A 23,473-nucleotide genomic window follows, 5' to 3' on the forward strand; every position below is an offset into this window, starting at 1 on the left:
CTGAATTGTCACGCAATTATTTTGTAATTTTATTACTAATTATGTAAGGTTTTCTTTCGTTCAGAAGGGGCTTGAACGGATGTAAAAAAAGGGGATACGGGATGATGGCCTCAGCCATTCAACCCGTATCCCCTTATTCGCGGCTAATCGTTATTGCTCGGTCAGAATAACCGGACCGTTCGCCGTAATCGCAATCGTATGCTCATACTGGGCGGACAGCTTGCCGTCTCTTGTGCGCGCCGTCCAGCCGTCCGCGTCGATCTTCATTTGGTAGGTTCCCACATTCAGCATCGGCTCAATGGTGAAGACCATCCCTTCCTTAATCCGCGGACCTTTGTTAGGCGGCCCGTAATGCGGCACCTGCGGATCCTCGTGCATCTCTTGCCCGATGCCATGTCCGATGAAATCGCGGACAACCGAGAAGCCTTCGGCCTCGGCATAAGCCTGGATCGCATGGGACACGTCCCCGATCCGGTTGCCGGCAACGGCTTTTTCGATCCCTTTATAAAGGGATTCTTTAGTCACGCGCAGCAAGCGGTCCGCTTCTTCGGAGACATTGCCTACCGGATAGGACCAGGCGGAGTCTGCCAGCCACCCGTTCAGGTTAACGACCATATCGATCGTTACGATGTCGCCGTCCTTCAGCTTCTCCTTCTTCGGAAAGCCGTGACAGATGACATCGTTGACCGATGCGCAGGTTGCGTACTGATAGCCTTTGTAGCCCTTCTGTTCCGGTGTCGCGCCATATTGCTTCATCAGCTTCTCGGCGAATTGATCAATCTCGTGGGTCGTAATGCCCGGTGCGATTAACTTCGCGATTTGTCTATGGATTTCGGCCAAAATCTTGCCGGCTTCATGCATGCGGTTGATTTCCGCTTCCGTCTTAATAATAATCATGTGTGCTTCTCCCTTATATGGTGTTCAATAATGAGCATACCAAAGCGACAAGCTTACATGCAAATACTATATCCCTTGCGCAAGCGAAAATAACCCCCTCCGGGTCCGGAGGGGGTTATTGAAAAACCGCTATATTTTATAAAATGACCGTAATCATTGTTCTTCTGCTTCGTCATCGGATGCTTCTTCAGCATCAGTCTCTTCTTCCTCGGAATCAGCAGCCTCTTCTTCGGCTACCGCCGCTTCTTCTTCAGCTGCTTCAACTACCTCTTCTTCGGCAGCCGCAACAACCTCTTCAGCGGATTCTTCAACAGCTTCCTCAGCTGCTGCTTGAACGACTTCTTCTTCATGGCTCATCGTAATCACCTCCTGTTTCTTTATACCTTAATAATAGCGCTTTCATAGAATCCTACAAGAGGTGTAAAATGTCGTAATCTGTGAGATTATGACTAATACGACGAATTTTTTACAGGACTGGACTTTAGTCGGGTTCCGGTTGTAGCCTAAAGAATGAGGACTTCCAAAAACCCGCATGATATGCTGTACCTAAAGGAGATGAGCGCAATGAATAAAAGGACCATTCTTGGCCCTGTATTTATTCTTCTCGGAGCATACTTACTGTTGAATAAGGGAATGCATTTCGGACCGGGTAACCTGTTCGGCTACTTCTGGCCAAGCTTGTTCGTAATCCCGCTTGGTTTGTTCTTCCACTGGCTTTATTTTTCCATGACGGGGAGAAAAGGGATCGGCGTCCTGATCCCGGGCGGTATCCTGCTGGTGTCCGGCGTGACGTCGCAGATCGCCATGCTCTTCAATAACTGGGAGTATATGTGGCCCGGCTTTATCGTCGCGGTTGCAGCCGGCCTCTTCGAGTTCTACTGGTTCGGCAACCGCAACAAGTGGCTGCTGATTCCGATCAACATCCTGCTCGTGCTGGGATTGTTGTTCTTCGCCGTGTTCTCGCTTGGAACATTCCTCAATCAAGTAGAGGTTGTACGTCCGTTCCTCGCTATCGCGCTGATCATTGTAGGGGCAGCCGCCCTGGTTATGCGCCGCAAAGAGCATTAGTGCGTTTTACGCTTCAAAACAGAAAGAGCAGCCTCGGGTTGGAGGATGCTCTTTTTCTATTTAACAATTAATCGATAGTTTCGACACAATCCGCTATGTTCCTGCTCTCCCAACTGCGATATACTAGATTCCATATGTAAAATAATCCTATTGCTGTGCACCTTCAGGAGGAATACCGTTTGTCTATCAAGACCAAGCTGGCCTGGTTCATATCGCTTACCGTCATTGTCATCCTAAGCCTAAACTTATCGATTTACTACTTCTCCACCTCTTCCCAGCTGCAAAGGGACGCCGAGCAGCAAATGGTGGGCATTGCCAAGCAGATTGGCGAAACCCTTGACGCCGCGCAAAGATCCAAGCAGCTGATCGAGGATTCCGTCGGCGAGAAGCTTCGGCTCGCTTCCATCTCCGCGCAAGGCAAGCTAGGTCCCGATATCAACAAGATTACGAACGGGCAGCTCGTCATGCTGAGCCGGGAGCTGGGCGTGGACTATATTACGCTCTGGGCGAAGGACGGAGACGACATCACCGCTCAGAAGTCCTCCAATCCCAAGGCGATTGGTGCAAGCTCCAAAGCGCTGGGTTATTGGTATACCGCATTCAGCCAGCTGTTCGAAATGCGTCAGGTCATCATTCCCCAAGGACAGAAGCTGAATCATTTCTGGTCTCCGCCGATTACGATCATTCCTTCCGATTTGAATGACGTCAATAAATTGGGCTTTTATTATAATGACAAAACCAACTACCTGATCAATCCGATTGTCCATGCCGGTGCATTCTTTAATCTGGAGAACTTGAAGAGCAGCGATGCCATTGCACAGCAGATCATTGCGGATAACCCTTCCATTCTTGAAATTTCCGGGTTCAGTCCGGCCTTTTATAAAGATCCCCAAGTTATTTTAATGAAGGATAATGTACCTCCCTACAAGCTGGATAACAAGAGCATGATATTCGGCCGGTACAATTACGTCGATCTCCATGATTACACCAATCTGATGAAAGCCGATCAGACCGGGGCGATTGTCACGACAAAAGCAAAAATTCATGGCCATAAAGTGTTGAAGAGCTTTATCCCGATGTCGGGCACAAGCAAATCCGTCATTGTCGTGAACATCAATTATGCAGCCATCAAGCAGCCTTTGTATCATCAGCTGTTTATTCAAATTCTGATCTCGCTTTGCCTGATGGGCGCTGCCGTCGCCTGCAGCTCCTTTATTGCCGGATTCATGATCCGGACATTGGAGATGATTATGCAGCGGGTCCACGATATCTCGCGGGGCAACTTCGGCGAACAGATCGTTATCGACAGCAATAACGAGTTTGGCGCGTTAGCTTCGCAGGTTAACGCCATGAGCTCCAATCTGCACAGTTACCAGACGCAGCTTACCGCTGCTGCCAAGGAGCTTCTCCATACGAAGCAGTATCTGGAGTCCTTCATCAACAATACCTCCGACGCCATTCATGTCGTGGATCTTGAGGGCAGAACGATAGATGCGAACAAGGCCTTTGAGACGATGTTCGGCTGGACGCTGGCGGAGGCTGCCGGACAGAAGCTGCCCATGTTTAAACCCGAGATTTTGGCCGAGCTTAGCGAGAAAGGAAAAACCATTCTGAACGGCGGGCAGGTAACAGACTATGAGACCGTTCTGTACCGCAAAGACGGGCAGCCGGTTGAAGTGAGCATTACGTTGTCCGGCATTCGGGACGAACGCGGATATTTTGTCGCTTACGCATCCATTGCGAGGGATATTGCCGAGCGCAAACGGACGGAGGAAATCATGCGCCGGTCGGAGAAGCTGTCGGTTGTCGGGCAGCTTGCGGCGGGCGTCGCCCATGAAGTCCGCAACCCCCTTACCACCCTACGCGGCTTCGTTCAGCTGATGCAGAAGGACAGCAGACTGGACAAATCTTACTTGAACATCATGCTTTCGGAGCTAGATCGGATTAACCTCATCGTAAGCGAGTTTCTCGTATTCGCGAAGCCGCAGGCCGATCGTTACCAGGAAGCGGATTTGTATGCGATCATGAATGATATTATCGTTCTGTTGGACTCCGAGGCCAATATTCATAACGTTCAGATGATCACTTGTCTGGAGCCCGGGGTTCCGCCTCTTCGATGCGAATCCAACCAGCTTAAGCAGGTGCTTGTGAATGTGATGAAAAACGGCATGGAAGCTATGCCGGACGGCGGCGAGCTGACGCTGGAGCTTGCGCGGGAATCGGAAGAGAACATTCTGATCCGGATCAAGGATCAAGGAGTGGGCATCCCCGAGGAGGACCTTGCGCGGCTCGGCGAGCCTTTCTTCACGCGAAAGACCGAGGGCAACGGCCTCGGCCTTATGATCAGTCAGCAAATTATCCAGCATCATAAAGGAACGATCCGGTACGACAGCAAGCCCGGCGAAGGGACCTGCGTCGAAATCCGCATTCCCTTTCGTTAACCCTCTTCTGGCGGAGACAGCATAATTCTGCCGTTCTCCAGCTGGACCCGCGCCTTGCGGTGATCCTTGAATCCGGCCGCCTCCAAATAGCCATGCGGCACTTGGAGGCGGCCTGCTTTGTCCAGCACGGCATACTCGACATGAGATTCCCTCTCCGCCTCATCCTCCGCCAGCTCGGCAAGCTCCTCCATATACGATTTGCGGCGCAGCATCTCCGAAGAGATTTTGCCGTCCCGGATCGCTACCACGCGGTCCACCTTGCGGGCCAGCTCGGGATCGTGGGTTACGATAACGACCGTAAGCCCAAGCTCCCGGTTAAGCGTACGGAACAACTCCAGAATTTGCGCCGCCATCCTCGTATCGACCGAGCCGGTAGGCTCGTCGGCCAGCAGCAGCCGCGGATGATTGGCCAGCGCGATGGCGATCGCCACCCGCTGCTGCTCCCCGCCGGACAGCTGCTGCAGCTTATGATGGGCGCGGTGGGATAACCCCACCGCTTCGAGAAGCTCGCGCGCCCTCTGCTGCTTGCGGCGGCCGTTCAGCAGAATCGGCAGCTCGACATTTTGCTGCGCGGTCAGGTAAGGAATCAGGTTCCTGGCGTTATTTTGCCAGACGAAGCCTACGCTTTCCCGCTTGTATTTCACGAAGTCCCGTTCCTTGAACTTCATCAGATCCTTGCCGTCCACCGTCAGACTGCCTGCCGTCGGGCGGTCAAGCCCGCCCAGCATATTCAGAAGCGTGGATTTGCCGCTGCCGCTGTTGCCGATAATCGCCATCAGCTCCCCGGCCTCCACATGGAGGTCAAGGCCTTGCAGCGCGAACACTTCCAGTTCGTTTGCCTTGTAAATTTTGACCAAACCTTCGCAATGGATCAACGGTTAATCCTCCCCCAGCTTAATAGCCTGATGGATTTTGAGGCGCGAGAGCATGTAGCCCAGAATAATAAGGCCGATCAGAATGGTTGATCCCACAAAGACGTAGATCCGGATAGAATCAATCGGGTCGACCATTACTTTAAACGGCGGTACCAGCTGCTTCGCGTCAAAAGCATTCTGGAACAGAGGAACAAACAAGCGGCTTGCGGTCAACCCCGTGACCAGACCGATGGCAATCGCGGCCCCGGACGTCAGTAGCTGCTCGACCGTCAGCATCCCTATTAATTGGCGCAGGGACAAGCCCATGGCCCGCATAATCCCGTTTTGCAGCATCCGCCCGCGCAGCACCAGCGTCCAATAAAGCAGGAAGCCCGCAAAGCTGATGACAAGCGAGATAATAAAACCAAGCGTTAAGGTGCCGTTAACCGCCATCAGGAACGGATCCGATTTGGCCGTAGTCAGCTTGCTCTTCATGTCGGAGATATCAACAATGCTTAGCTTTTTGTCTTCGATATCCCGATACAAATCGTTTACGCTTGCGCCCGGCTTCATCTTCAGCCATACCTGGTAGGGCTCAAGCGACAAATACGTCTGAATTTGCAGACGGCTGCCCACAATCAGCTTAGGCGCCGGCGTTTCCGCATCCCGCGGATTCGGATTAAAGGTTGGGAAATAGTCCACCACCCCATATACGACAAACGGCTGCATATCGATGCCATCCCAGCCTACCCAGACCGTATCGCCGGCCTTCAGCTTATTCTCGTCAGCCAAGGTTTTCGAGATCAGCACCGCATTAGGCGCCGCAGCCATCAGATTCAAATAATCATAAAAAGGATAATCCAGCAGACCGTCGCGGAACCAAGCCGTCTGACCGAATTCATCCGTATCGATTCCGACCAGCTTGGCGGAGCCGGAGCCTTCCTCGGTGCTGTAGGATGCATTGTCATGGATCAGTACTTTTGCCGTGCTCTCAACGCCGGCAAGCTGGGTATAAGGCTCGAAAGGCGGCTCCGAATAGTGGATGACCGGCTTCGTCAGCGTGATGGCCGCCTGTTGCTGCTGGGGACCTCCTCCCGGATTTTCGGGCGGCTTGTCGTTTGGCCAGTTCGCCTGAAGGACTACATCCGCCCCGCTCGCATACCGGATCCGGTCTTCGCCGTTATGATTGATGGTGCGGGCGGCGCTTGCGCTAAACATGCCGGTGGCGATCGTCATCATGAGGAAGACCATCAGGAACTGATAACCCGCGCTCGAACGTCCTACCTGAATAAGCGTCGCATACATCGAAGGCGGCCACCATTTACGCCCGATCCAATAGATTAATCGCAGGGCATAAGGGTATACCCTTAGCAGCAGCATGCCTCCGCCCAAAATAAACAAGGCGGGCACCGCGAACTGCAACGGATCGATATGCAGCGCTTCATTATCGAGGCCAAGCGTCTGCAGCGTCTTCATCCGCTCGTGGAAAACTTTAAGACCGTACAAAGACACGGCAAGGGCAATCACGTCAAGGAACAGCTTATGCCAAAACGGCGTCTGCCGCATGCGGGCCAGCTGCTGCTTGTGCCCGACAATGGTGGTTTTGGTCGCAAAAATGACCGGCACTAGCATGACGATCAGAGCGGTAACCGCTGCCGCTGCCGCATACAAATAGACCTCGCTGTTGAGATGAACGCGGATGCCGGAGCGCTGAACGAAGGACATAAAGCCGTTCGAGGAGCCCAGCACCTTGGTCAAGAACATGCCAAGCGGCGGCCCCGCGGCGACCGCTACCGCGCCAAGCAGCGTATATTCCGCCAGGTAGGACAGCATAATCTGCCAGCGGGCAGCCCCGCGGCTGCGCAGAACGGCAATTTCGGTCTTCTGCCGGTTCGTGATCAGATTCGATACCATAAAGACGTACAGGCCAAGCATCGCGAGTACGGGCACGTTGAGCGACCACATCAGAATGCGCAAATTATCGGAGCTCTTGAAATAACGATCGATAACGTCGACATACTGCGCTTCAAGCGTGTAATGGTAATTGGCTTTCACCTGGGCCTTCATGGTTTCGGCAGCCTTCAGATAACCGTCAATATTGCGGAGCTCCAGATCCTGATACTTCGGCACGATATGCCAAGCGTTCGAATTGACAAGCAGGCGGTGCGTTTGGATAAACTCCTTATCCAGCACGTCGCTGTTCATGATAAGGGAACTCGTGAATCCTCCCAGATCCGGGGACAGGAAGAAAAGATCATCGTCCTCCTTCTTCGTCATGACGCCAACCGGCTTTACACGGACCTCATTTTTATTGAGATCCTCGAAGACAAACACCGTGCCGAGTACCGTACGCAGCGTGCTCAGGCCTTTTTCCGTCACGAGCACCTCGTATACGCCGTCGACCGGCTTATCCGCCGGCATCCGTCCGTCGATCAGCTTAATATGCTGCTCGAGGTCTTTGACGCTGGTCAAGCTCGTGCGGTATATCTTTTTCTTCTCGCCCGGAGGCGGAGCCTGATCAAGACTAAGATCAAACGCGGATGTGTATAAGTCGGAGGTTTTCTCGATCAGATCCACCGGGATCATCGGAAGCACTTTGCCCGTCATAAACCGTTCATTCGCCTGCATCTGCTTGATGCGCTGCTCCGCGTTGTTCACGCCGATATACGTAAATTTCATATTCATCGTACCCGGGTAGGAGCTCAGCTGCGAAGCCTCCAGCTCCTTCACCAGCATGCGGGACAGGATGGCTTCCGTATACGTCGGAATACTGGAGACCAAGCCGACCGTCAGGACAAGTCCGATCAGAAGGCTGAGCTCCAGCCATTTGTTTTGCGTCATTTTACGCACTATCATGGACAATAAAGCCACAGGTAAGCCTCCACTTCGCGAAAAAAATGAATTAGTTCAGAACGATTGTCTGGCCTTCCTTCAGCCCGCGGACGATTTCCACCTCCGTTGCCGATTGAATGCCTACCTCCACATCCACTTCCCGCAAAGCTTTTCCGTCCAGCACGCGGACAAACGTGCGTCCCAGATAGGAACGAAGCCCGCTCTTCGGAATGAGAACCGCATTCTTATGCTCCATGAGAACGATGGATACGTTGGCGCTTGAGCCGATCTCCGCCCCTTCCGGAAGCTTGCCGACATTCACGTAAAGCGTGCTGCTGTATTTGGATTTAAGGTCGGGATCGGTTGTCAGCGGGGCGGAGGACGGCGTCTGCACGACCTTGCCGGTCGTTTCGAAATTTTTGCCGGCTGTAATCACCGCGTTCATGCCCACCTGGACCTCGCCGATGCTGCCGGCATCCGAAGAACGATAGGAAAACCGCAGCTTGGTTGGATCCGCTACCCGAACAAGCGTCTGGTATGGCTGCACGAAATCTCCCTCTGCCAGCTCCTCGACAAAGATGACCTGGCCGTCCATCGTTGCCCGCAGCTTGCTCTGTTCGGCGGTCTGCTCCAGCTTGTCCCGCTTCAGCTGTTCAATCTCCAGCTGCAGCTGGGCGATATGGATCTCCTGCGCATTGCCGCCCTGCTTCGCTTGCTTCAAGGCGTATTCGGCCCGCTCCGCCGCCAGCTTCTGCTCGAGCGTCTGCACGTCCAGACCGTCTACGACAAGCTCGGCCAGCAAATCGCCTTTCTTGACCGTATCGCCAGAGGAAACGTACAGCTTCTTCAGCCGTCCGCCCTGCGATTTGAATTGGGCGTATTCGCTTGCCGTCGATTCGAACACGCCTGAGCCTTTTACTTCACGGCGGATATCGCCCGTCTTCACCTCATCGGTTGAATAATTCTGCTCCGCCGGCTTTACGAGCGGCGGCTTCAGAGGCTCCTCCTCATTCGGGATAAGCGAGCAGCCCGCAAGCAGGGACAAGCTAACGCTCAAGGCTAAAGCTAAACTATAATTTCGCAGCTTCAACAATGGTTCCATCCTCCAGTTCATAGACTTCATCCACGATTTCCATGATCGCCGGGTCATGCGTAGTCATGACGACCGTCATGCCCTCTTCCCGCACAAGATTGCGCAGTACGCTTAATATGTGCAGCCCGGTCCGGCTGTCGAGCTCCGCCGTAGGCTCGTCGGCTAGGAGCAGCTTAGGCTTGTGGGCAATCGCCCGGGCGATCGCCGTCCGCTGCTGCTCGCCCCCGGACATCTCGAAGGGGCGGTGATGCATCCGCGGCTTCAGGCCGACGTAATCAAGCGCCTGCAGGGCCGCTTCCTTCCTCGCCGATGCCGGAACGCCGGCTATACGCATGGCGAATTCCACATTCTCGTAAGCAGACATAAGAGGAAATAACGCGAAGGATTGGAAGATCAGCCCCATCTGCGTCCTGCGGATATCCCCCCGTGCCTTGTCGGACAGCCCGCTAAGCGCAATGCCGTCGAAATCCACAGTCCCTTCCGTGGGCGAATCCAATGCTCCAAGGAGGTTTAGCAGCGTTGTTTTGCCTGAACCCGATCTCCCCTTCAAAGCAACCAGACGTCCGCGCGCAATTGATAGATTAACGCCCTGCAGAACAACCGCAGCGCCGGAACCGCGTCCAAATGTACGCTTGAGCCCATCCACCCGAAGCAAGGTCTGCTCTTCCGCGTAATCCCTGACTTCGTGAGCAGAATCCGTCATTCTCCCCAACCCCTTTTTCTTCAGGCATCCATATGCCGCTTTTAATGTAACCGCTGTCAAATTTCGTCGTTGACTTGGATTTTACAGGAACTTACAGAAGGTGTAAATGCTATTTTTATAAGGTCGGTAGTAATCCCCATAGAAACAGTGAAAAAGAGCATGCCTACCGGCATGCTCTTCTCTTCCCCCTATTTGCCTAGTCTCGTACAGTAACGGAAGAACGGCTTCAGATTGGCCTGCTGAAGCAGCGGAACGGCCGCTTCGATCTGCTGCACCTCCCAATCCCACCATTTCACCTGAAGCAGTCTCTCGATGACATCGGGCGGAAAACGATATTTGATGACGCGGGCAGGATTCCCGCCAACGATCGCATAAGGAGGTACGTCCTTCGTTACCAGCGCATGCGTGCCTACAATTGCCCCGTGGCCAATCGTAACGCCGGACAATATCGTGGCGTAATGCCCAATCCACACGTCATTGCCGATCGTAACATTGCCATTGGAATAAGCGCCTTCCGTAAAATACTGTGTCATATACGCGGTAAAAGGGAACGAGCTGATCCATTCGTAGTGATGATTGCCTCCCAGGAATATCGTTGCGGTGTTCGATACCGAACAGAACTTGCCAATCGTACCAATCGTATTTTCCGTCCAAGACAGCACGATTGGCGTGCCCATCGTAAACGGCCCGATAAACAGCTTATTGTTAACCTGACGCGGAGGCAGTGCCTCCAAAATCGTCTTCATATTAGTCACTGCTCAATCATCCTCCGACCTATCAACTTGCCTCGCTTAGAAGCAGTATATTCATAGAGCGCTTGCTCCGTACAGGCTACCCGGCAGGCAGCGGCGGATATGTGGCGGTTGCCCGGCAAATCTTGTTTTGGCGGGAAGGGATCAGTATGATGGGAGTATGGGAATTGGCAGGAAAGGAAGATACGAAAGATGAAATGGAGCGCTATCGGGCAGCTTGGGGATCGGGGGCTTGTCCTTCTGGACAGAATGAATGATTTCTCGGAGGAAGATCCGCTGTATGCCTTTGCCTTGGACGAGCTGCTGTGCAGAAACACCGGAAGAGGCGGACCGGCCGTATGCCATATGTGGCGCCATCCCCGCGCCTTCATCATGGGACTGCGCGACAGCCGCCTGCCGGGAGCCGGCGCAGCCCGTGATTTGCTGGAAACGGCCGGATGGGACACCGCGGTTCGCAATTCCGGCGGAGCCGCTGTTCCGCTGGATAACGGCGTTGTGAACCTGTCGTTAATCTTGCCGAAAAGCGACGTGCTAGATTTCCACTTTCACGACAACTTCGAGCAGATGTACGAGCTCATTCGGCTGGCGCTGCAAGCATCGGGCAGGCAGGTCGACAAAGGCGAGATCAGCGGCGCTTATTGCCCCGGCGATTTCGATCTGAGCATCGGCGGCTACAAGTTCTGCGGCATTGCCCAGCGGCGCCAGGTCAATGCCGTCATCATTCAAGCCTTTATCGTGGCGGAGGGTTCCGGCGCGGAGCGTGCCCGGCTGGTCCGCTCGTTCTATGATATTGCGGCGGCAGGCGCGGATGCGGCCGACTTCCCCGTCGTTACGGCGGACAGCACCGCCAGCCTGGAGGAGCTTGCCGGGCTGGGGGCGGATGCCTCGCTTGCGTTCGCAGCCGCTGTAAAGCAGGTCATCAAGGCCGCCCAGGAAGGCCAGCCCTCTGTTGGCAGCCTAATCCTGCCGACGGCCGAACAGGTCCGCGAAATGGCGGAGACCTTGCATAACCGCTACGCGATATAGCGCTGAAACGAAAATAAGACCCTGCGAGGGTCTTATTTTCGTTTCTATCCTTAGGGAAGCTTAACGATGCGCAGCATCGTTAAGCTTCTCGAAACTTGCCATTGTCCATTCCTTTACGATGCGCGACATCGTTAAGACCAGGAAAAATGCACTCTTTTGCAGCTTTTCGCTCTAATGATTCGAGCTTAACGATACGCCGTATTGTTAAGCCCTCTAAATGTTGTCCCAGCCTACTCCTTAACGATGCGCGACATCGTTAAGCTTCAACCTCATAGCCACAATTGCGTATCAGCCCACAATCTCCAGCTCTTCCCCCAGCAGCTCCTTCAGCCTCGGCACGACTGCTGCCTTGAAATGCTGCGGATCTGCAGCGGTTATGTACAGTACCGCACCGGCATTCTCCTCCGTATAGTTAAGGAAATAACGGTACTCCTCCACCGGTTTGTTCTGCTCCGCAATCGCACAGGTAAACCACCAGTCCGTGAGCTCAAATGCGCGTACGATTTCCTCTTGTGCATTGACCCGGTACCACAATATATTTTTCAAATAAACCGGACGTTCGTTAGGCAGCAGCCACACCGTATTCGTACCGACCAATCGGCTGTTTACGAAAGCTTGCGTGGCTTCACCTTCATCTTCCAGCGTATAAGTTCCATAAACCTCGTACACGGCAGACCCGATTTTGCGCAGCAGCTCTTCATTCAGCTCATCCAGGGGAACTTCCTGGAAGTAAGCGAGCAGCTGGTCCATTACAGCCAGACTCGTCTCCGGGTCGCGTTCCGGTGCATAGTGGCGCAGCAATATCTCCTTCACGGCTGTACTAATCGTATGGTCCGGGTCAAGGATAGCACCGGCATGAAACGTCTCCGCCGCGTCCATCATCAAGCTCTCTTTATGCGGATCCTTATCCCGGTCCCAATTCGTATATTGAAACAGGACTTCCGTATCCGGCTCGCGAAAAGCCAATATAACCTTGGCCATCGTCTCATAAGCGGCTGGCCCATAACCTAATTCATCCCCTTGCTCCAGCCGAAAAGGATGCGAGTCGATCATCAGCTTCAAACGTTTTTCCTCCTTATAACAACAAAAGTGCCGATAAGCGCGTATCGACACTCCTCAGCTTATTAATTATCCGGCTTGTCGCCGATCATCTCGAGCAGCGCGATTGGAATGTTGAACTGCTGATTGTCGATTTGCAGCATGCGGAGCTGCTCCTCGGCATCAATCACGTTGTCTCCCTTAATCTCGCCCATCTCCATGTGCAGACGCTCCATCTGACGGTCAAGAGCCGTTACCGAGTCCGCAGCGGCCTTCAGCTCCTGCAGCAGACCTTCGGGTACCGCGGCGTTGTATTTGTAGAATATTTTATGCTCCAGGCTTGCCCAGAAATCCATTGCGATCGTCCGGATCTGCACCTCGATGCACACATGCTCCACGCGGTCGGACAAGAAGACCGGCACCTCGATAAGCATATGCAGGCTTTTGTACCCGTTAGGCTTCGGATTCTTGATATAGTCCTTAACCTCAAGCACCTTCAGGTCTGACTGTCTCTTCAGCATTTCGGAAATAAGATAGATATCTTTAATAAAAGAGCATGTAATGCGCAGACCCGCGATATCCCGGATATTGTTCTTGATGCTTGGCAGCGAAATCTCCAGATTTTTGCGGACCAGCTTATTCATAATGCTCTCCGGGGATTTCAGCCGGGATTTGGTATGCTCGATCGGGTTATAGTCATGGAGCATTTGAAATTCCTCTTTCAGAATTTCGATCTTGGTCTCCATTTCGTCCAGCGCAAACTTATACGTCATCATAAACCGAGTAATCAGTTGTTTCAGTTGTTGGAACTGCGATACACTGCTAAGAAGATTCATGCTTCTTGCCTCCTGGCTCCGGCTGCCTCTTTGTATGAAGACCGGTAGTATTCCTATTCAGTATAACGCCCGCAAGGCCGTAATCGCAATTTTACGACCTTACATCCACTCGCCCTTCGCCACGAGGAACACTTTGCCGCCTATCTTAATCTCGAATTCCCCATTCTTTTTCGAGGCATCAATCAACAGCAAGGAGTCCCGTCCGACGGAGTAGCCTTGCTCTACCCGAAGCTGGATACCGCTTGTGCCAAGCACCTCATGCTCCAGCAGATAACCGGCCAGATTGCCGTTGGCGCTGCCCGTAGCCGGATCCTCGTAATACCCGGTTTCATTCACAAACACCCGGACATGAAGATCGTTTGCCTCATGCACCGTTTCCTGCGTAAAAACAAGAAGATTGGCGTCCGCCGTCTCCTTAAGAAACTGCCCGAACCTCTGATGGTGAATGGCGCAGCGCTTGACGGCGTCCAGCGTTTTCACGGGCACGATAACGGATGGCAGCCCCGTTGAAGCGACCCGGATCGGCAAGTCTGCAGCGATTTCTTCAACGCCAATCTGGAGGATATCCGCGATAACCGATGGATCGACTCCCTCTCCAAAAGCCGGCTGCTTCTGCGTCATCCACAGGACGGAATTCTCCCCTTCCTCAAACGAGACGGGAATCTGCCCCACGCCAAGATTCAGGAGGATAGGCTCCTTCCCTTCCTTCTCATGCAAATGCCGGATGACATAAGCCGTCCCAAGCGAAGGATGCCCCGCAAACGGGATTTCCGCGTCAGGCGTAAAGATGCGGACGTTGTAACCCCCGTCAGCCAACTTGTCCGACATAATAAAGGTAATCTCGGAGTAATCGAACTCCTTCGCAATCAACTGCATTTCGGAAGTCTCAAGCTCTCCGTCAGGCAGCAGCACCGCCAATTGATTCCCCTGATATTTCCGTTCCGCAAACACATCCACCATATAAAACAGCATTCAACTTCCTCCTCCCGAAAAATGAGAAAAGAACGCCTCCGCCTCATGCACGGACACGCCCTCCTATATACAACCCTATAACCGCTCCATACGGCGTATCGTCTGGTTGACCACCTCTGACAAGACGAGACCAATCGCAATCGTGCCCGAAATCATAAAGGCTTTGACGCCAAGCTGAACCGCGACATCATAGTCGTTCTCCACGACCCTGCGCATCGCATCGTAAGCAATGCCGCCCGGCACAAGCGGGATAATGCCCGCAACGCTAAACACGATAATCGGCGTCTTGTACAGCTTCGCGAACAGCTGGCTGATCACCGCTACGATAATGACGGCAATCAGCGTAGACGGAATCGCCTCCAGTCCCATTTCCGTGCAGGACCGGTACAGCAGCCAGCCTACCATTCCAACAACGCCGCATTGGGGAAGCATCTGTCTAGGCGCGTTAAAAATTAGGCCAAACGCCGCCGATGCAATAAAGCTTGTAACCGCTTGTTCGATCCACAACACTCCCGACATGCCCATCCCCTCCTCAACCTTAATAAAATGACAGCACCGCCGCTATGCCCGCGCCGATCGCAAACGCCGTCAGAAACGCTTCTACTCCCTTGGACAGTCCCGACACAAGATGGCCCGCCATCAAGTCCCGGACGGCATTCGTAATATGCAAGCCGGGCACCAGCGGCATAACGGAGCCGATAATGACGGTATCCATATGGAGGGCTAGTCCGCTTTTTACAAGCAGAATCGTTACCCCGCCAAGGATCAGGGAGGCTACAAATTCCGCAAACAGCTTAACCGGCACCAGCCGGTGCAGCAGCACCATGCTCCCGAAGCCTAATCCCCCGGCCAAGACGGCAGACAGAAAGTCATGCCACGGACCGCCGAACATGACGAGGAAGCAGCCGCTCGAGACCGCAGCTACAAGCACCTGCAGCCAGGTCGGATAGGCGAAGGACGACTCGTCGATCTCCGTCAGCAGACGGTGAGCCTCGCCCACCTCCAGCTTCCCTTGGCTGATGCGCCGTGAAATATCGTTTACAAGCGTGACCTTGCGAAGGTTCGTTGAACGCTCAGAAATGCGAATCAGCCTTGTGGTCGGCACGGAAGCGTCCATCGCGAACAAAATGCCGGTTGGCGTGACGTAGCTCTGCGCATCCGAAATACCGTAAGCAGCGGCGATCCGCACCATGGTATCCTCCACACGGTACGTCTCGCCGCCGTTCTGCAATATGATTTTGCCTGCGAGCAAGCAGGTTTGCGCGATCAGATGATAAGAATTGATCGGCTGCTCCATTACAGTAGAAGTCATGGCTTAATGCTCCTTATGCCAATGTTACGTTGCGGTGGTCACCGGTTGATCCACGGGAGTCCGCTTCACCAGCGCATGCTTCTCCCACGCCCGGCTCCGCCAGCGGAAGAACATCGCAAAGGCCCGCATCCATTCATCGGCCGCAATCGCAAGCCAGATACCGGGAAGACCCATATCAAGCTGGAACACGAAGAAGTAACCAAGCGGCAGGCTCATGCCGACCATCGACACCGTACCCGCCCATAACGGGAACTTCGCATCGCCGGAAGCGCGAAGCGAGTTCACGAGAATAATGTTGATTGTGCGGCCCGTCTCCAGAATCACGCTGTAGAGGAGAACGTTCGCTCCCAGCCGGATTATTTCCGGATCGTTCGTGAACATGGTCATCAATTGCTCGCGAAAAATCATCACCACCGCAATCATCACCGCGGTTGATGCGGAAGCCCAGCCCGTGCTGTACCATACCCGGTAATAAGCATCGGTCTGCCGGCCCGCGCCGATCATCCGGCCTACGATAATGGATGTGCCTAATCCAATCGAAAAGGCCATTAAATAAATGAACTGCGAGACATTCGCCGCGTATTGACGGGCGGCAAGCGATTCTTCGCCTAAGAAGGTCGCATAATACAGGAAGACCATCTGGCATCCTTGATACATAACCTGTTCAAGGGCGGACGGAATGCCGATTTTTAATATTTTGCCAATATACGACTTGGATAATGTGAAATAATAACGCATCTTTACGCGAACTTCCATAATGCGATACAGCATCCAGAAGAAAACGACCAGCGCCAGCGCCCGGCTGATGACCGTTGAAACCGCCGCACCGTGAACGCCCATCTGCGGGAATCCGAAATGCCCGAAAATAAGCGCGTAGTTGCCGATCAAATGGACGATATTCATGCCCAGCGATACGAACATTGCTTCCTTCGTGAAGCCATGCACCCGGATAATCGCCGACACGGAGTTAATTAACGCCTGCAGAAAAATAAACCCGCCTACGAAGGACAGATAAGACTTGGCATGCTCCAGCACTTCGCCGTGCAGGTTGAGGCTTTGCAGGATCAGCCCGTTAAAGATAACAAACACGATGCTGAGCAAGAGGCCGACAATCAGGTTCAGCGTAATGCTAAGCGCCGAAATTTTGGCGGCTTCCTTCATCTGCCTCGATCCGATATATTGCGCAACAACGATCGAAGCGCCGTTGCCGATAACCTCGAGCACAAGCAAAGCAATAAACAGATACTGATTGGAGGCGCCCACGCCCGATACCGCATTATCCGAGATTGCGCTCAGCATAAAGGTATCGGCAAGCCCCATCAGCATAAATAACAATAATTCCAGAAATATCGGCCATGTCAGAAATAAGAGATTAAACTCCTTCGATGGCTTCCCCGCCTGTGCGGCCGTCATGATGACACCTCTTCTTAAGTCAAATTCTTCTACGGCAGCTGCTTCAGCACCATTACGGCCGCGCCGGCCGCAACAGCTTCTTCCTTAAGCAAACCTTTCGAGAACAACGGCTTATATTGCGGGTAATAATACGTATGGCTTCTTGCTACCTCCACCGCCGTCTCAAACACGCATTCATGCGCATTAAGAAGCGCTCCCCCCAGAATGACCTTCTCCGGATGCAGCACGTTTATCAAATTCGCTAGTCCGATTCCGAGATAAGCAGCAGCCTGCTTAAATTTCTCCTGCACCATTATATCACCGGCCGATAAGGCATGGAGCAGTTTTTCGAAACTCCAAATTTCGCCGTTCCCGCCATCGCTGCCGCTGCCACGGACTTCCCGGCTATGCGTCAGTGCTCCCGCCATGGCTAGTTCGCGCACTTCGTTCTCGATAGCATGAACCGACACAAAGGACTCCAGCGACCCGTTAATCGCGCTGCCAGGCTGCGAGAGGTCGCCGGCCTGGATAATCATCCGGCCAATCGCCCCTTCCATATCGGTTGCTCCGTATACCAGCTGGCCGTTCGACATAACCGCCGAGCGGAGACCGGCGCCCACATGCACATACAGCATATGCTGATAGTACTCGCTTCTCAGCGCCCAATGCTCTCCCACAAGCGCCGTATTCGCGCCGTTATCGAGCAGAACCGGGAACCCCAGCCGTTCCTCGAGCAGCTCGCAGATCGGCAGGTTATGCCAGCCCTGGGCAGGAAAATAAACGGGATCCAGAATAAGACCCCGTTCACGGTCAAGCGGACCTACCGCTCCAACGCCCATTCCGATAATGCTGGAAGGCTGCAGGCCATGCTCATGCAAGAACCGGTGGACGGCCTCCTGCACCCTGGTCAGAAATACGTCCGGCGTCATGCTCTCATCCATCTTCCAACGTATGGCCGACATCCGGTTCATATGCATGTCGTATAGACCAATGGAGGAGTAGATCCGTGAGATCTCGAGTCCAAACAAATAGCCGTAGGTTGGATTCGTCTCGTAGAGAATGGGTCTTCTCCCGCCGGTAGAGCTGCCGCGCCCATGCTCGCGCAGCTTGTTTCCTTCAATCAACTCATCCAGCAGCCGCGTCATGGAGCTGCTTGGCATCGAGAATTCCTTGATCAGCTCAGCGCGCGATACGACGCCTCGCTGAGCAATGTAGGTATAGACCAGATTGGCCGGTGTCTTGGTAATGGACATAGGACTCCTTCATCTACCCGAATGTGTGTTTTCAATAAGATTACAACGGTTTTTCAATACCGTCCATCCGGTGGCGCTGACGGAACTCCGACGGCGTCTCCCCGTACTTCTTGCGGAACAGCTGCGAGAAGTGGCGCATGTCCTGATAGCCGATCCGCTCGGCCACATCGGCAAGCTTCAGCTTGGGATTCAGCAGCATCTGCTTGGCCTGCTCCAGCCGCAGCCCGATAACATATTCCTTAAAACCCGCACCCGTCTTCTGCTTGAACAGCTGGCTGAAGTATACCGGATTCAAGTAGACGATCGCCGCGACCTTCTCAAGCGATAGATCGGCGTGATAATGGGTTCGAATATATTGCAGGGCAACCTCGATGGATTGGTCGCTTCCGCTTGCGTAATGCTCATACACCTGCGTTGACGATGCCTGCCTCATCCGCTGCACTTCTCCCGGTACGGTATCGATATCTTCAATCCTGTCGGTATGCATGATCTGGAACGGCACGCGCAAATACTTGATCAGATGCGTGCGCAGCTCTTCCAGCAGACTTGTAATTGTTCCGCCCTCCGGAAGCGTTACAAGGCCAAGAAGGCTCTTACTGTCGTAAATCGTGACAAACCCTTGACCATGCTTCTCGATCAGCTCGCCCAGCACGTTCTCGATCATGAAATGCTCGAGCTGAACAACCTTGTCGCTCTCCATCTTGACCATAATCAGATTGAAATGCGGATGGCTGTCCATAAACGGCGTCATATCGAAGCGTCCGATATCCAGCCCTTGGGCCCAGCGTTGAAAAACAGCCTCCCGCAAATAGTTGCGGTTCAGCTTCAGCAGCTCGGCTTCCTCCGTCTGCTCCCGCTCTTGCTCGATCTCCCCGCTGATTTTCTCGATCATCTCGGCCAGCATTTCCTTGCCGATCGGCTTGAGCAGATAGTCCTTCGCTCCAAGGCGTACGGCCTCCTGGGCATAGCTGAATTCCGAATAGGCCGAGATGACAACCCATCTCACCCGCGGATACATGCTGCGAGTCAAATTCATCAGCTCCAGACCGGTCATGCCCGGCATTAAAATATCCGTTAGCACGATATCAATATGATGCTTGCGAAGCTGGGTAACCGCTTCTTCCGCGTTGACGGCCAGATAGGTGCTGTATGCCGGAAACCGGTTGTTTAATGTCCGCTGGATGCCTTCCCTTATAACGTTCTCGTCATCCACGATTAATATGTTCATCGCCCGTTTTACCTCCTATAGCAGGCAGTGGTATTGCGATAATTACCGTTGTCCCTTTTCCTACTTCACTTGTAATCCGCATGCCATAAGGCTCACCGTACATCAGAACAATACGGCGGTGAACATTTGGCAAGCCAATCCCTCTTCTTCCTTTACCTTCCGGCAAAGGATAGTTTCGGTTAAGGCCCGAATGCTGCAGCATCGTCTGCAGCTCTTTCAAGGCACCCTCTTCTATTCCTACTCCATTATCTTCAATGACAATCCGCAGCTCGTTAGCTTCTTCATCCGCCACAGCGGACACCCGCAGAAGCCCGGGCCGGTCAAGCGGCTCAAGACCGCTCTTCACCGCATTTTCAATAACAGGCTGAATCGTCATCTTTGGAACGATCGCACCGAGCCATCTATTGTCCACCTGAATCTCCGTGCTAACACGGCCTATAAGGCGGTTCTCAATAATTGTCATGTAATGGCGCATTTGCTCAAGCTCCTGGCCAAGCGTTGTCTTCGAAGCTTCTTCCCAGTCGCTGCTGTATCGAAACATATGGGACAATGATAAAATAACGCGGCCAAGCCGATCATTCTCGCGTTCGTCCAGCATCCAATAAATCATATCCAGCGTATTGTACAGGAAATGCGGATTAACCTGGGATTGGAGTGCCTGCAGCTCCGCGTTTTTTTCGCTTATGGAGGAAAGCGTTATGCGTTCAATAAGTTCATCCATTCGCTGCACCATCCGGTTGAAGGAAGAGACCAGACTGTTGATCTCCTCGAATGATTTGACGTCCACCGAGCCTCTGAAATTACCTAGCTCCACCTGCTTCATCTCTCTGATCAAGAGCTTCAGCGGAGAGGATATATTCCGCGAGATCAAGGTTGCCAGCATAATCGACAACAAGATAACCGCGATAATGACGGCAAGCAGATATAATCTAGTCTGCACCAATTCTTCGCTAATGTCTGCCTTCGGTGTCAGCCCAAATACCGTCCAATCCGCTACAGCTGTTTTGGCAGCAACCATTAATTGATTGGTCTTATTATCAACCACGATCTCATTACCCTTAGGTCTAGGCAACCCGTTAAAAGAAGGTACCGCCTGCGGCTCGCCAGCTGGCTCCATCGACAGATCATCCTGATTTTTATCCGTCGATGCGATTACGCCATTGTTCTTATCAACGATAAATACCCGGCTGTTTGGGCTGATCGACGCGTTAGACAAGGCCGATAGAATCGGATTTGGATCGGACTCGATCAAGACAATGCCAACCGGCTTATAATTATTAAGATCAAACAGCTGGCGTCCGAATACAAATACAGGCTCTGGCAGCATGCTGTTAATAACCGAGCCTTTCATTAAGCCAAGCCATACCATTTCGCCTTTTGAATTTTTAAGTTTGCTGTACCAATCTGCAGACGTATAATCCTGATTAACTAGACCGGCAAAACGCCGTTCATAGTTGTACAGCTTTCCGCCATTGGTCATAACATGGATGCCTACAATATCATCTCGCGAAAAGTATGCGGCTCCAATAATATTCGTAATCGCCCGTTCATTCATGACACTGACGCTTATATTCTTCTCTTTGTCTGCTTCCTTAAGCAGTCTGGTCAATTCATAGTTACTGTTAAGCGATTTGGTCACGCTGTCATATCCTTCAAGAAGCAAATCAAATAACCCCACCGTTTGGGAAACGTTCTTCTCCGCGAGATCACTGATTTTTGAATGAATAATCTGGGCTGTCTTTTGATAATAGAGGAAGCTGACCAAGATGAGCAGCGTCATCATCGATGAAAACAGCAATAAAAACAACCGATTCTGTATAGAGTGCATTCCATGATAACGAGCCAACTTTGGATCCTCCTAAAAGAATAATGCTCATTCCCTCATTGTAACACATGGCGAAACGGTTACGCTGACCTTTGGCAGCGCAACCGTTTCGTATAGTAAAAATTTACGATTTCCTAAAATTCAAAAAAGCGGGGAAGGGGATTAACCCTTCACCGCGCCTGCTACCATGCCTTTTGTAATCTTATCTGCGAGCAAGAAGTAAATAATAATGACCGGCAGCGCCCCGAGAACGAGGAATGCGCCAATCGCTCCGTAGTTAACCGAATACTGGCTGACGAAGCTGTATACCCCGAACGGCAATGTTTTGAGACGTTCAGTCGAAATAAAGGTTGCGGCCAGGATGTACTCGTTCCAGATATTGATAAAGGTCAGAATACATACCGTCATCATCGGCGGAACCGACACCGGCAAGATAATGCTCCAGAATATCCGGAAGACGCCTGCTCCATCCACGATTGCCGATTCTTCAATTTCATTAGGAATCGACTTCATGAATCCGCTTAGAATAAATACGGCAATTGGCGTTTGGAATGCGATGTAAGGCAGAATAAGCGACCAATGCGTATTCAGGATATGAATGTTTTTGAAGATGATCATCAGCGGCAAGAGTGTTGCCTGCATCGGAATCATCATCCCGATCAGGAAGAGCACCATAACGGCTTGACCGTATTTCCACTTGAAGCGGCTGATGGCAAACGATACTAGCGAGCTGAGGAACAATACGCCAACCATTGTAATCAAGGTAACCTTCAAGCTGTTAAGCAAATATTTAACGTAATTGCCCGACTCCATCGCAGCAGTATAGTTGCCCCACTGTAGAGCATGCGGCAGAGCAAAGAATTGGCCGGACAAAATTTCTTCGTTAGTCTTTAACGAATAGATAGCCAGCCACAAGAGCGGATACAATTGGGTGACTATCAGAGCTGACAGAAGAATCCACATCAATATTTTCCCGATCGAAAATTTTCTTTGCGGCTTTATTCTTGGCAGCGCTGCTGTAGTTGTACTTTGGCTCATAGTCGTATCCCTCCTTCGTTACGTGTATTTCCGTTCCAGACGGTTGAATCCATAGTTGATGACCACTGTTGCTACAAGACAGACTACAACCAGAATGGCTGCAATGGCACTTCCGTATCCGTATTTCATCGATAGGATTGACATTCTGTACATATGCGTCGCGATAACGTCCGTTGCATTACCCGGACCGCCGCCTGTCATAACCATAATCATGTCGAACGATTGCAGCGAGCCGATAAAGGCAAGAACAATCGAAATCTTGAAGATCGGAACGTTCATTGGCAAAGTAATATACCAGTCAGCCTTCAAGCCTTCAGCGCCGTCAATCTTGGCGGCTTCATAAATATCCGACGGAATGTTCTGGATACCCGTGAACTGAATGAGAGTGTGATAACCAAGGTATTGCCATAAAGCAACGAAGTACAAGCTGTACATCGCGATATCTGGATCCGTCAACCACTGCTGGGACCAGCTGTGCAGGCCTACCCAGTCAAGCACCTGGTTAAGCATGCCGCCCATGGACGCAGGGTTGTAGATAGTTTTCCAAAGTTGTCCGATAATAACAACCGACAAAATTACCGGCATAAAATAACTGGATACAAGGAAATTCGGCTTCTTTACGAAGCGGCTAAGTAAGATTGCGACAAACAGAGCAATAGGAATTTCTAGCATGGAAAATACAGCAAACATCAGGGTATGGCGTACAGCCGGCCAAAATACGGCGTCATGGAATAACAATTTGTTGAAGTTGTCCAGACCGATAAATTTTGATGCTCCGATCCCGTTCCATTCAAGCGTACTCGTATACAGGGAAACGATGATTGGAACAAAAACCAGACAGACATAGAGTAACAAACACGGCAGCACGAACAGCGCTATCGTCAACTTCGAAACCTTCAGTACGTTCATCTCG

The 23,473-nt window shown here is 52.3% G+C and carries 21 protein-coding genes; 3 read left to right on the top strand and 18 right to left on the bottom strand.

Annotated elements, in window-relative coordinates:
* Positions 1-150 precede the first annotated feature (150 nt).
* Together map and PGL01S_RS30905 are read right to left on the bottom strand one after the other, a co-directional pair.
* Complete coding sequence (gene map / locus PGL01S_RS19035) at positions 151-897, bottom strand: type I methionyl aminopeptidase (protein ID WP_127496170.1); 747 nt, start codon at positions 895-897, stop codon at positions 151-153.
* A 153-nt stretch (positions 898-1,050) separates the two neighbouring features.
* Positions 1,051-1,254, bottom strand: a complete 204-nt coding sequence (locus PGL01S_RS30905) for a hypothetical protein (protein ID WP_164775516.1) — start codon at positions 1,252-1,254, stop codon at positions 1,051-1,053.
* A 207-nt stretch (positions 1,255-1,461) separates the two neighbouring features.
* On the opposite strand from PGL01S_RS30905, the gene PGL01S_RS19045 reads away from it, so the two are divergent.
* Both PGL01S_RS19045 and PGL01S_RS19050 read left to right on the top strand, forming a co-directional pair.
* On the top strand, positions 1,462-1,965 hold the full coding sequence (locus tag PGL01S_RS19045; RefSeq protein ID WP_015847483.1) for a hypothetical protein: 504 nt from the start codon (positions 1,462-1,464) through the stop codon (positions 1,963-1,965).
* 179 nt (positions 1,966-2,144) lie between these two features.
* On the top strand, positions 2,145-4,406 hold the full coding sequence (locus PGL01S_RS19050; RefSeq protein WP_127496171.1) for an ATP-binding protein: 2,262 nt from the start codon (positions 2,145-2,147) through the stop codon (positions 4,404-4,406).
* Here the strand turns inward: PGL01S_RS19050 and PGL01S_RS19055 are convergent.
* The 5 genes from PGL01S_RS19055 to PGL01S_RS31480 all read right to left on the bottom strand — a co-directional run bounded on the left by PGL01S_RS19055 (position 4,403) and on the right by PGL01S_RS31480 (position 10,634).
* On the bottom strand, positions 4,403-5,281 hold the full coding sequence (locus PGL01S_RS19055) for an ABC transporter ATP-binding protein (RefSeq protein WP_127496172.1): 879 nt from the start codon (positions 5,279-5,281) through the stop codon (positions 4,403-4,405). The two genes, PGL01S_RS19050 and PGL01S_RS19055, sit on opposite strands and share 4 nt — an antisense overlap.
* Positions 5,282-5,284: 3 nt before the next feature.
* Positions 5,285-8,131 carry an ABC transporter permease gene (locus PGL01S_RS19060; protein ID WP_244935651.1) on the bottom strand — a complete coding sequence of 949 codons (2,847 nt, stop codon included), beginning with the start codon at positions 8,129-8,131 and terminating at the stop codon, positions 5,285-5,287.
* 31 nt (positions 8,132-8,162) lie between these two features.
* A complete protein-coding gene (locus PGL01S_RS19065; protein ID WP_164775517.1) occupies positions 8,163-9,185 on the bottom strand; it encodes an efflux RND transporter periplasmic adaptor subunit in 1,023 nt (340 codons plus the stop codon).
* On the bottom strand, positions 9,163-9,888 hold the full coding sequence (locus PGL01S_RS19070) for an ABC transporter ATP-binding protein (protein WP_127496174.1): 726 nt from the start codon (positions 9,886-9,888) through the stop codon (positions 9,163-9,165). The genes PGL01S_RS19065 and PGL01S_RS19070 overlap by 23 nt, the downstream gene beginning before the upstream one ends.
* 188 nt (positions 9,889-10,076) lie before the next feature.
* Positions 10,077-10,634, bottom strand: coding sequence for a CatB-related O-acetyltransferase (locus tag PGL01S_RS31480; RefSeq protein WP_164775518.1), 558 nt, complete (start codon positions 10,632-10,634; stop codon positions 10,077-10,079).
* A 198-nt stretch (positions 10,635-10,832) separates the two neighbouring features.
* On the opposite strand from PGL01S_RS31480, the gene PGL01S_RS19080 reads away from it, so the two are divergent.
* Complete coding sequence (locus tag PGL01S_RS19080) at positions 10,833-11,666, top strand: lipoate--protein ligase family protein (protein ID WP_127496176.1); 834 nt, start codon at positions 10,833-10,835, stop codon at positions 11,664-11,666.
* 288 nt (positions 11,667-11,954) lie between these two features.
* On the opposite strand, the gene PGL01S_RS19085 is transcribed toward PGL01S_RS19080, so the two are convergent.
* From PGL01S_RS19085 to PGL01S_RS19135, 11 genes are all read right to left on the bottom strand, one after another.
* On the bottom strand, positions 11,955-12,728 hold the full coding sequence (locus PGL01S_RS19085; RefSeq protein WP_127496177.1) for a hypothetical protein: 774 nt from the start codon (positions 12,726-12,728) through the stop codon (positions 11,955-11,957).
* Positions 12,729-12,790: 62 nt separating this feature from the next.
* Positions 12,791-13,540: a GTP pyrophosphokinase gene (locus PGL01S_RS19090; RefSeq protein ID WP_127496178.1), complete on the bottom strand. Its 750-nt coding sequence runs from the start codon at positions 13,538-13,540 to the stop codon at positions 12,791-12,793.
* Between the two features lie 99 nt (positions 13,541-13,639).
* A complete protein-coding gene (locus tag PGL01S_RS19095) occupies positions 13,640-14,512 on the bottom strand; it encodes a PhzF family phenazine biosynthesis protein (RefSeq protein ID WP_127496179.1) in 873 nt (290 codons plus the stop codon).
* 75 nt (positions 14,513-14,587) lie between these two features.
* Entirely contained in the window at positions 14,588-15,031 is a 444-nt protein-coding gene (locus tag PGL01S_RS19100) for a threonine/serine exporter family protein (RefSeq protein ID WP_127496180.1), read from the bottom strand.
* Positions 15,032-15,050: 19 nt separating this feature from the next.
* The gene (locus PGL01S_RS19105) at positions 15,051-15,824 is read right to left on the bottom strand and encodes a threonine/serine exporter family protein (RefSeq protein ID WP_174806579.1); all 774 of its coding nucleotides are present in this window, start codon (positions 15,822-15,824) and stop codon (positions 15,051-15,053) included.
* Between the two features lie 24 nt (positions 15,825-15,848).
* Positions 15,849-17,237, bottom strand: coding sequence for an MATE family efflux transporter (locus PGL01S_RS19110; protein ID WP_127496181.1), 1,389 nt, complete (start codon positions 17,235-17,237; stop codon positions 15,849-15,851).
* 29 nt (positions 17,238-17,266) lie between these two features.
* Positions 17,267-18,469 (bottom strand): ROK family protein, encoded by a 1,203-nt coding sequence (locus PGL01S_RS19115; RefSeq protein WP_127496182.1) that lies wholly within the window; start codon positions 18,467-18,469, stop codon positions 17,267-17,269.
* Positions 18,470-18,509: 40 nt separating this feature from the next.
* Positions 18,510-19,697, bottom strand: coding sequence for a response regulator (locus PGL01S_RS19120; protein WP_127496183.1), 1,188 nt, complete (start codon positions 19,695-19,697; stop codon positions 18,510-18,512).
* Complete coding sequence (locus PGL01S_RS19125; protein ID WP_164775519.1) at positions 19,675-21,525, bottom strand: cache domain-containing sensor histidine kinase; 1,851 nt, start codon at positions 21,523-21,525, stop codon at positions 19,675-19,677. Before PGL01S_RS19125 ends, PGL01S_RS19120 begins: the two co-directional genes overlap by 23 nt.
* Before the next feature lie 159 nt (positions 21,526-21,684).
* Positions 21,685-22,485 (bottom strand): carbohydrate ABC transporter permease, encoded by an 801-nt coding sequence (locus PGL01S_RS19130; protein WP_373312721.1) that lies wholly within the window; start codon positions 22,483-22,485, stop codon positions 21,685-21,687.
* A 93-nt stretch (positions 22,486-22,578) separates the two neighbouring features.
* A complete protein-coding gene (locus PGL01S_RS19135) occupies positions 22,579-23,469 on the bottom strand; it encodes a carbohydrate ABC transporter permease (protein WP_127496186.1) in 891 nt (296 codons plus the stop codon).
* Positions 23,470-23,473: the final 4 nt, after the last annotated feature.

The sequence above is a fragment of the Paenibacillus glycanilyticus NBRC 16618 genome (genome assembly GCF_004000805.1).
GTDB classification, from domain to species: Bacteria; Bacillota; Bacilli; order Paenibacillales; family Paenibacillaceae; genus Pristimantibacillus; species Pristimantibacillus glycanilyticus.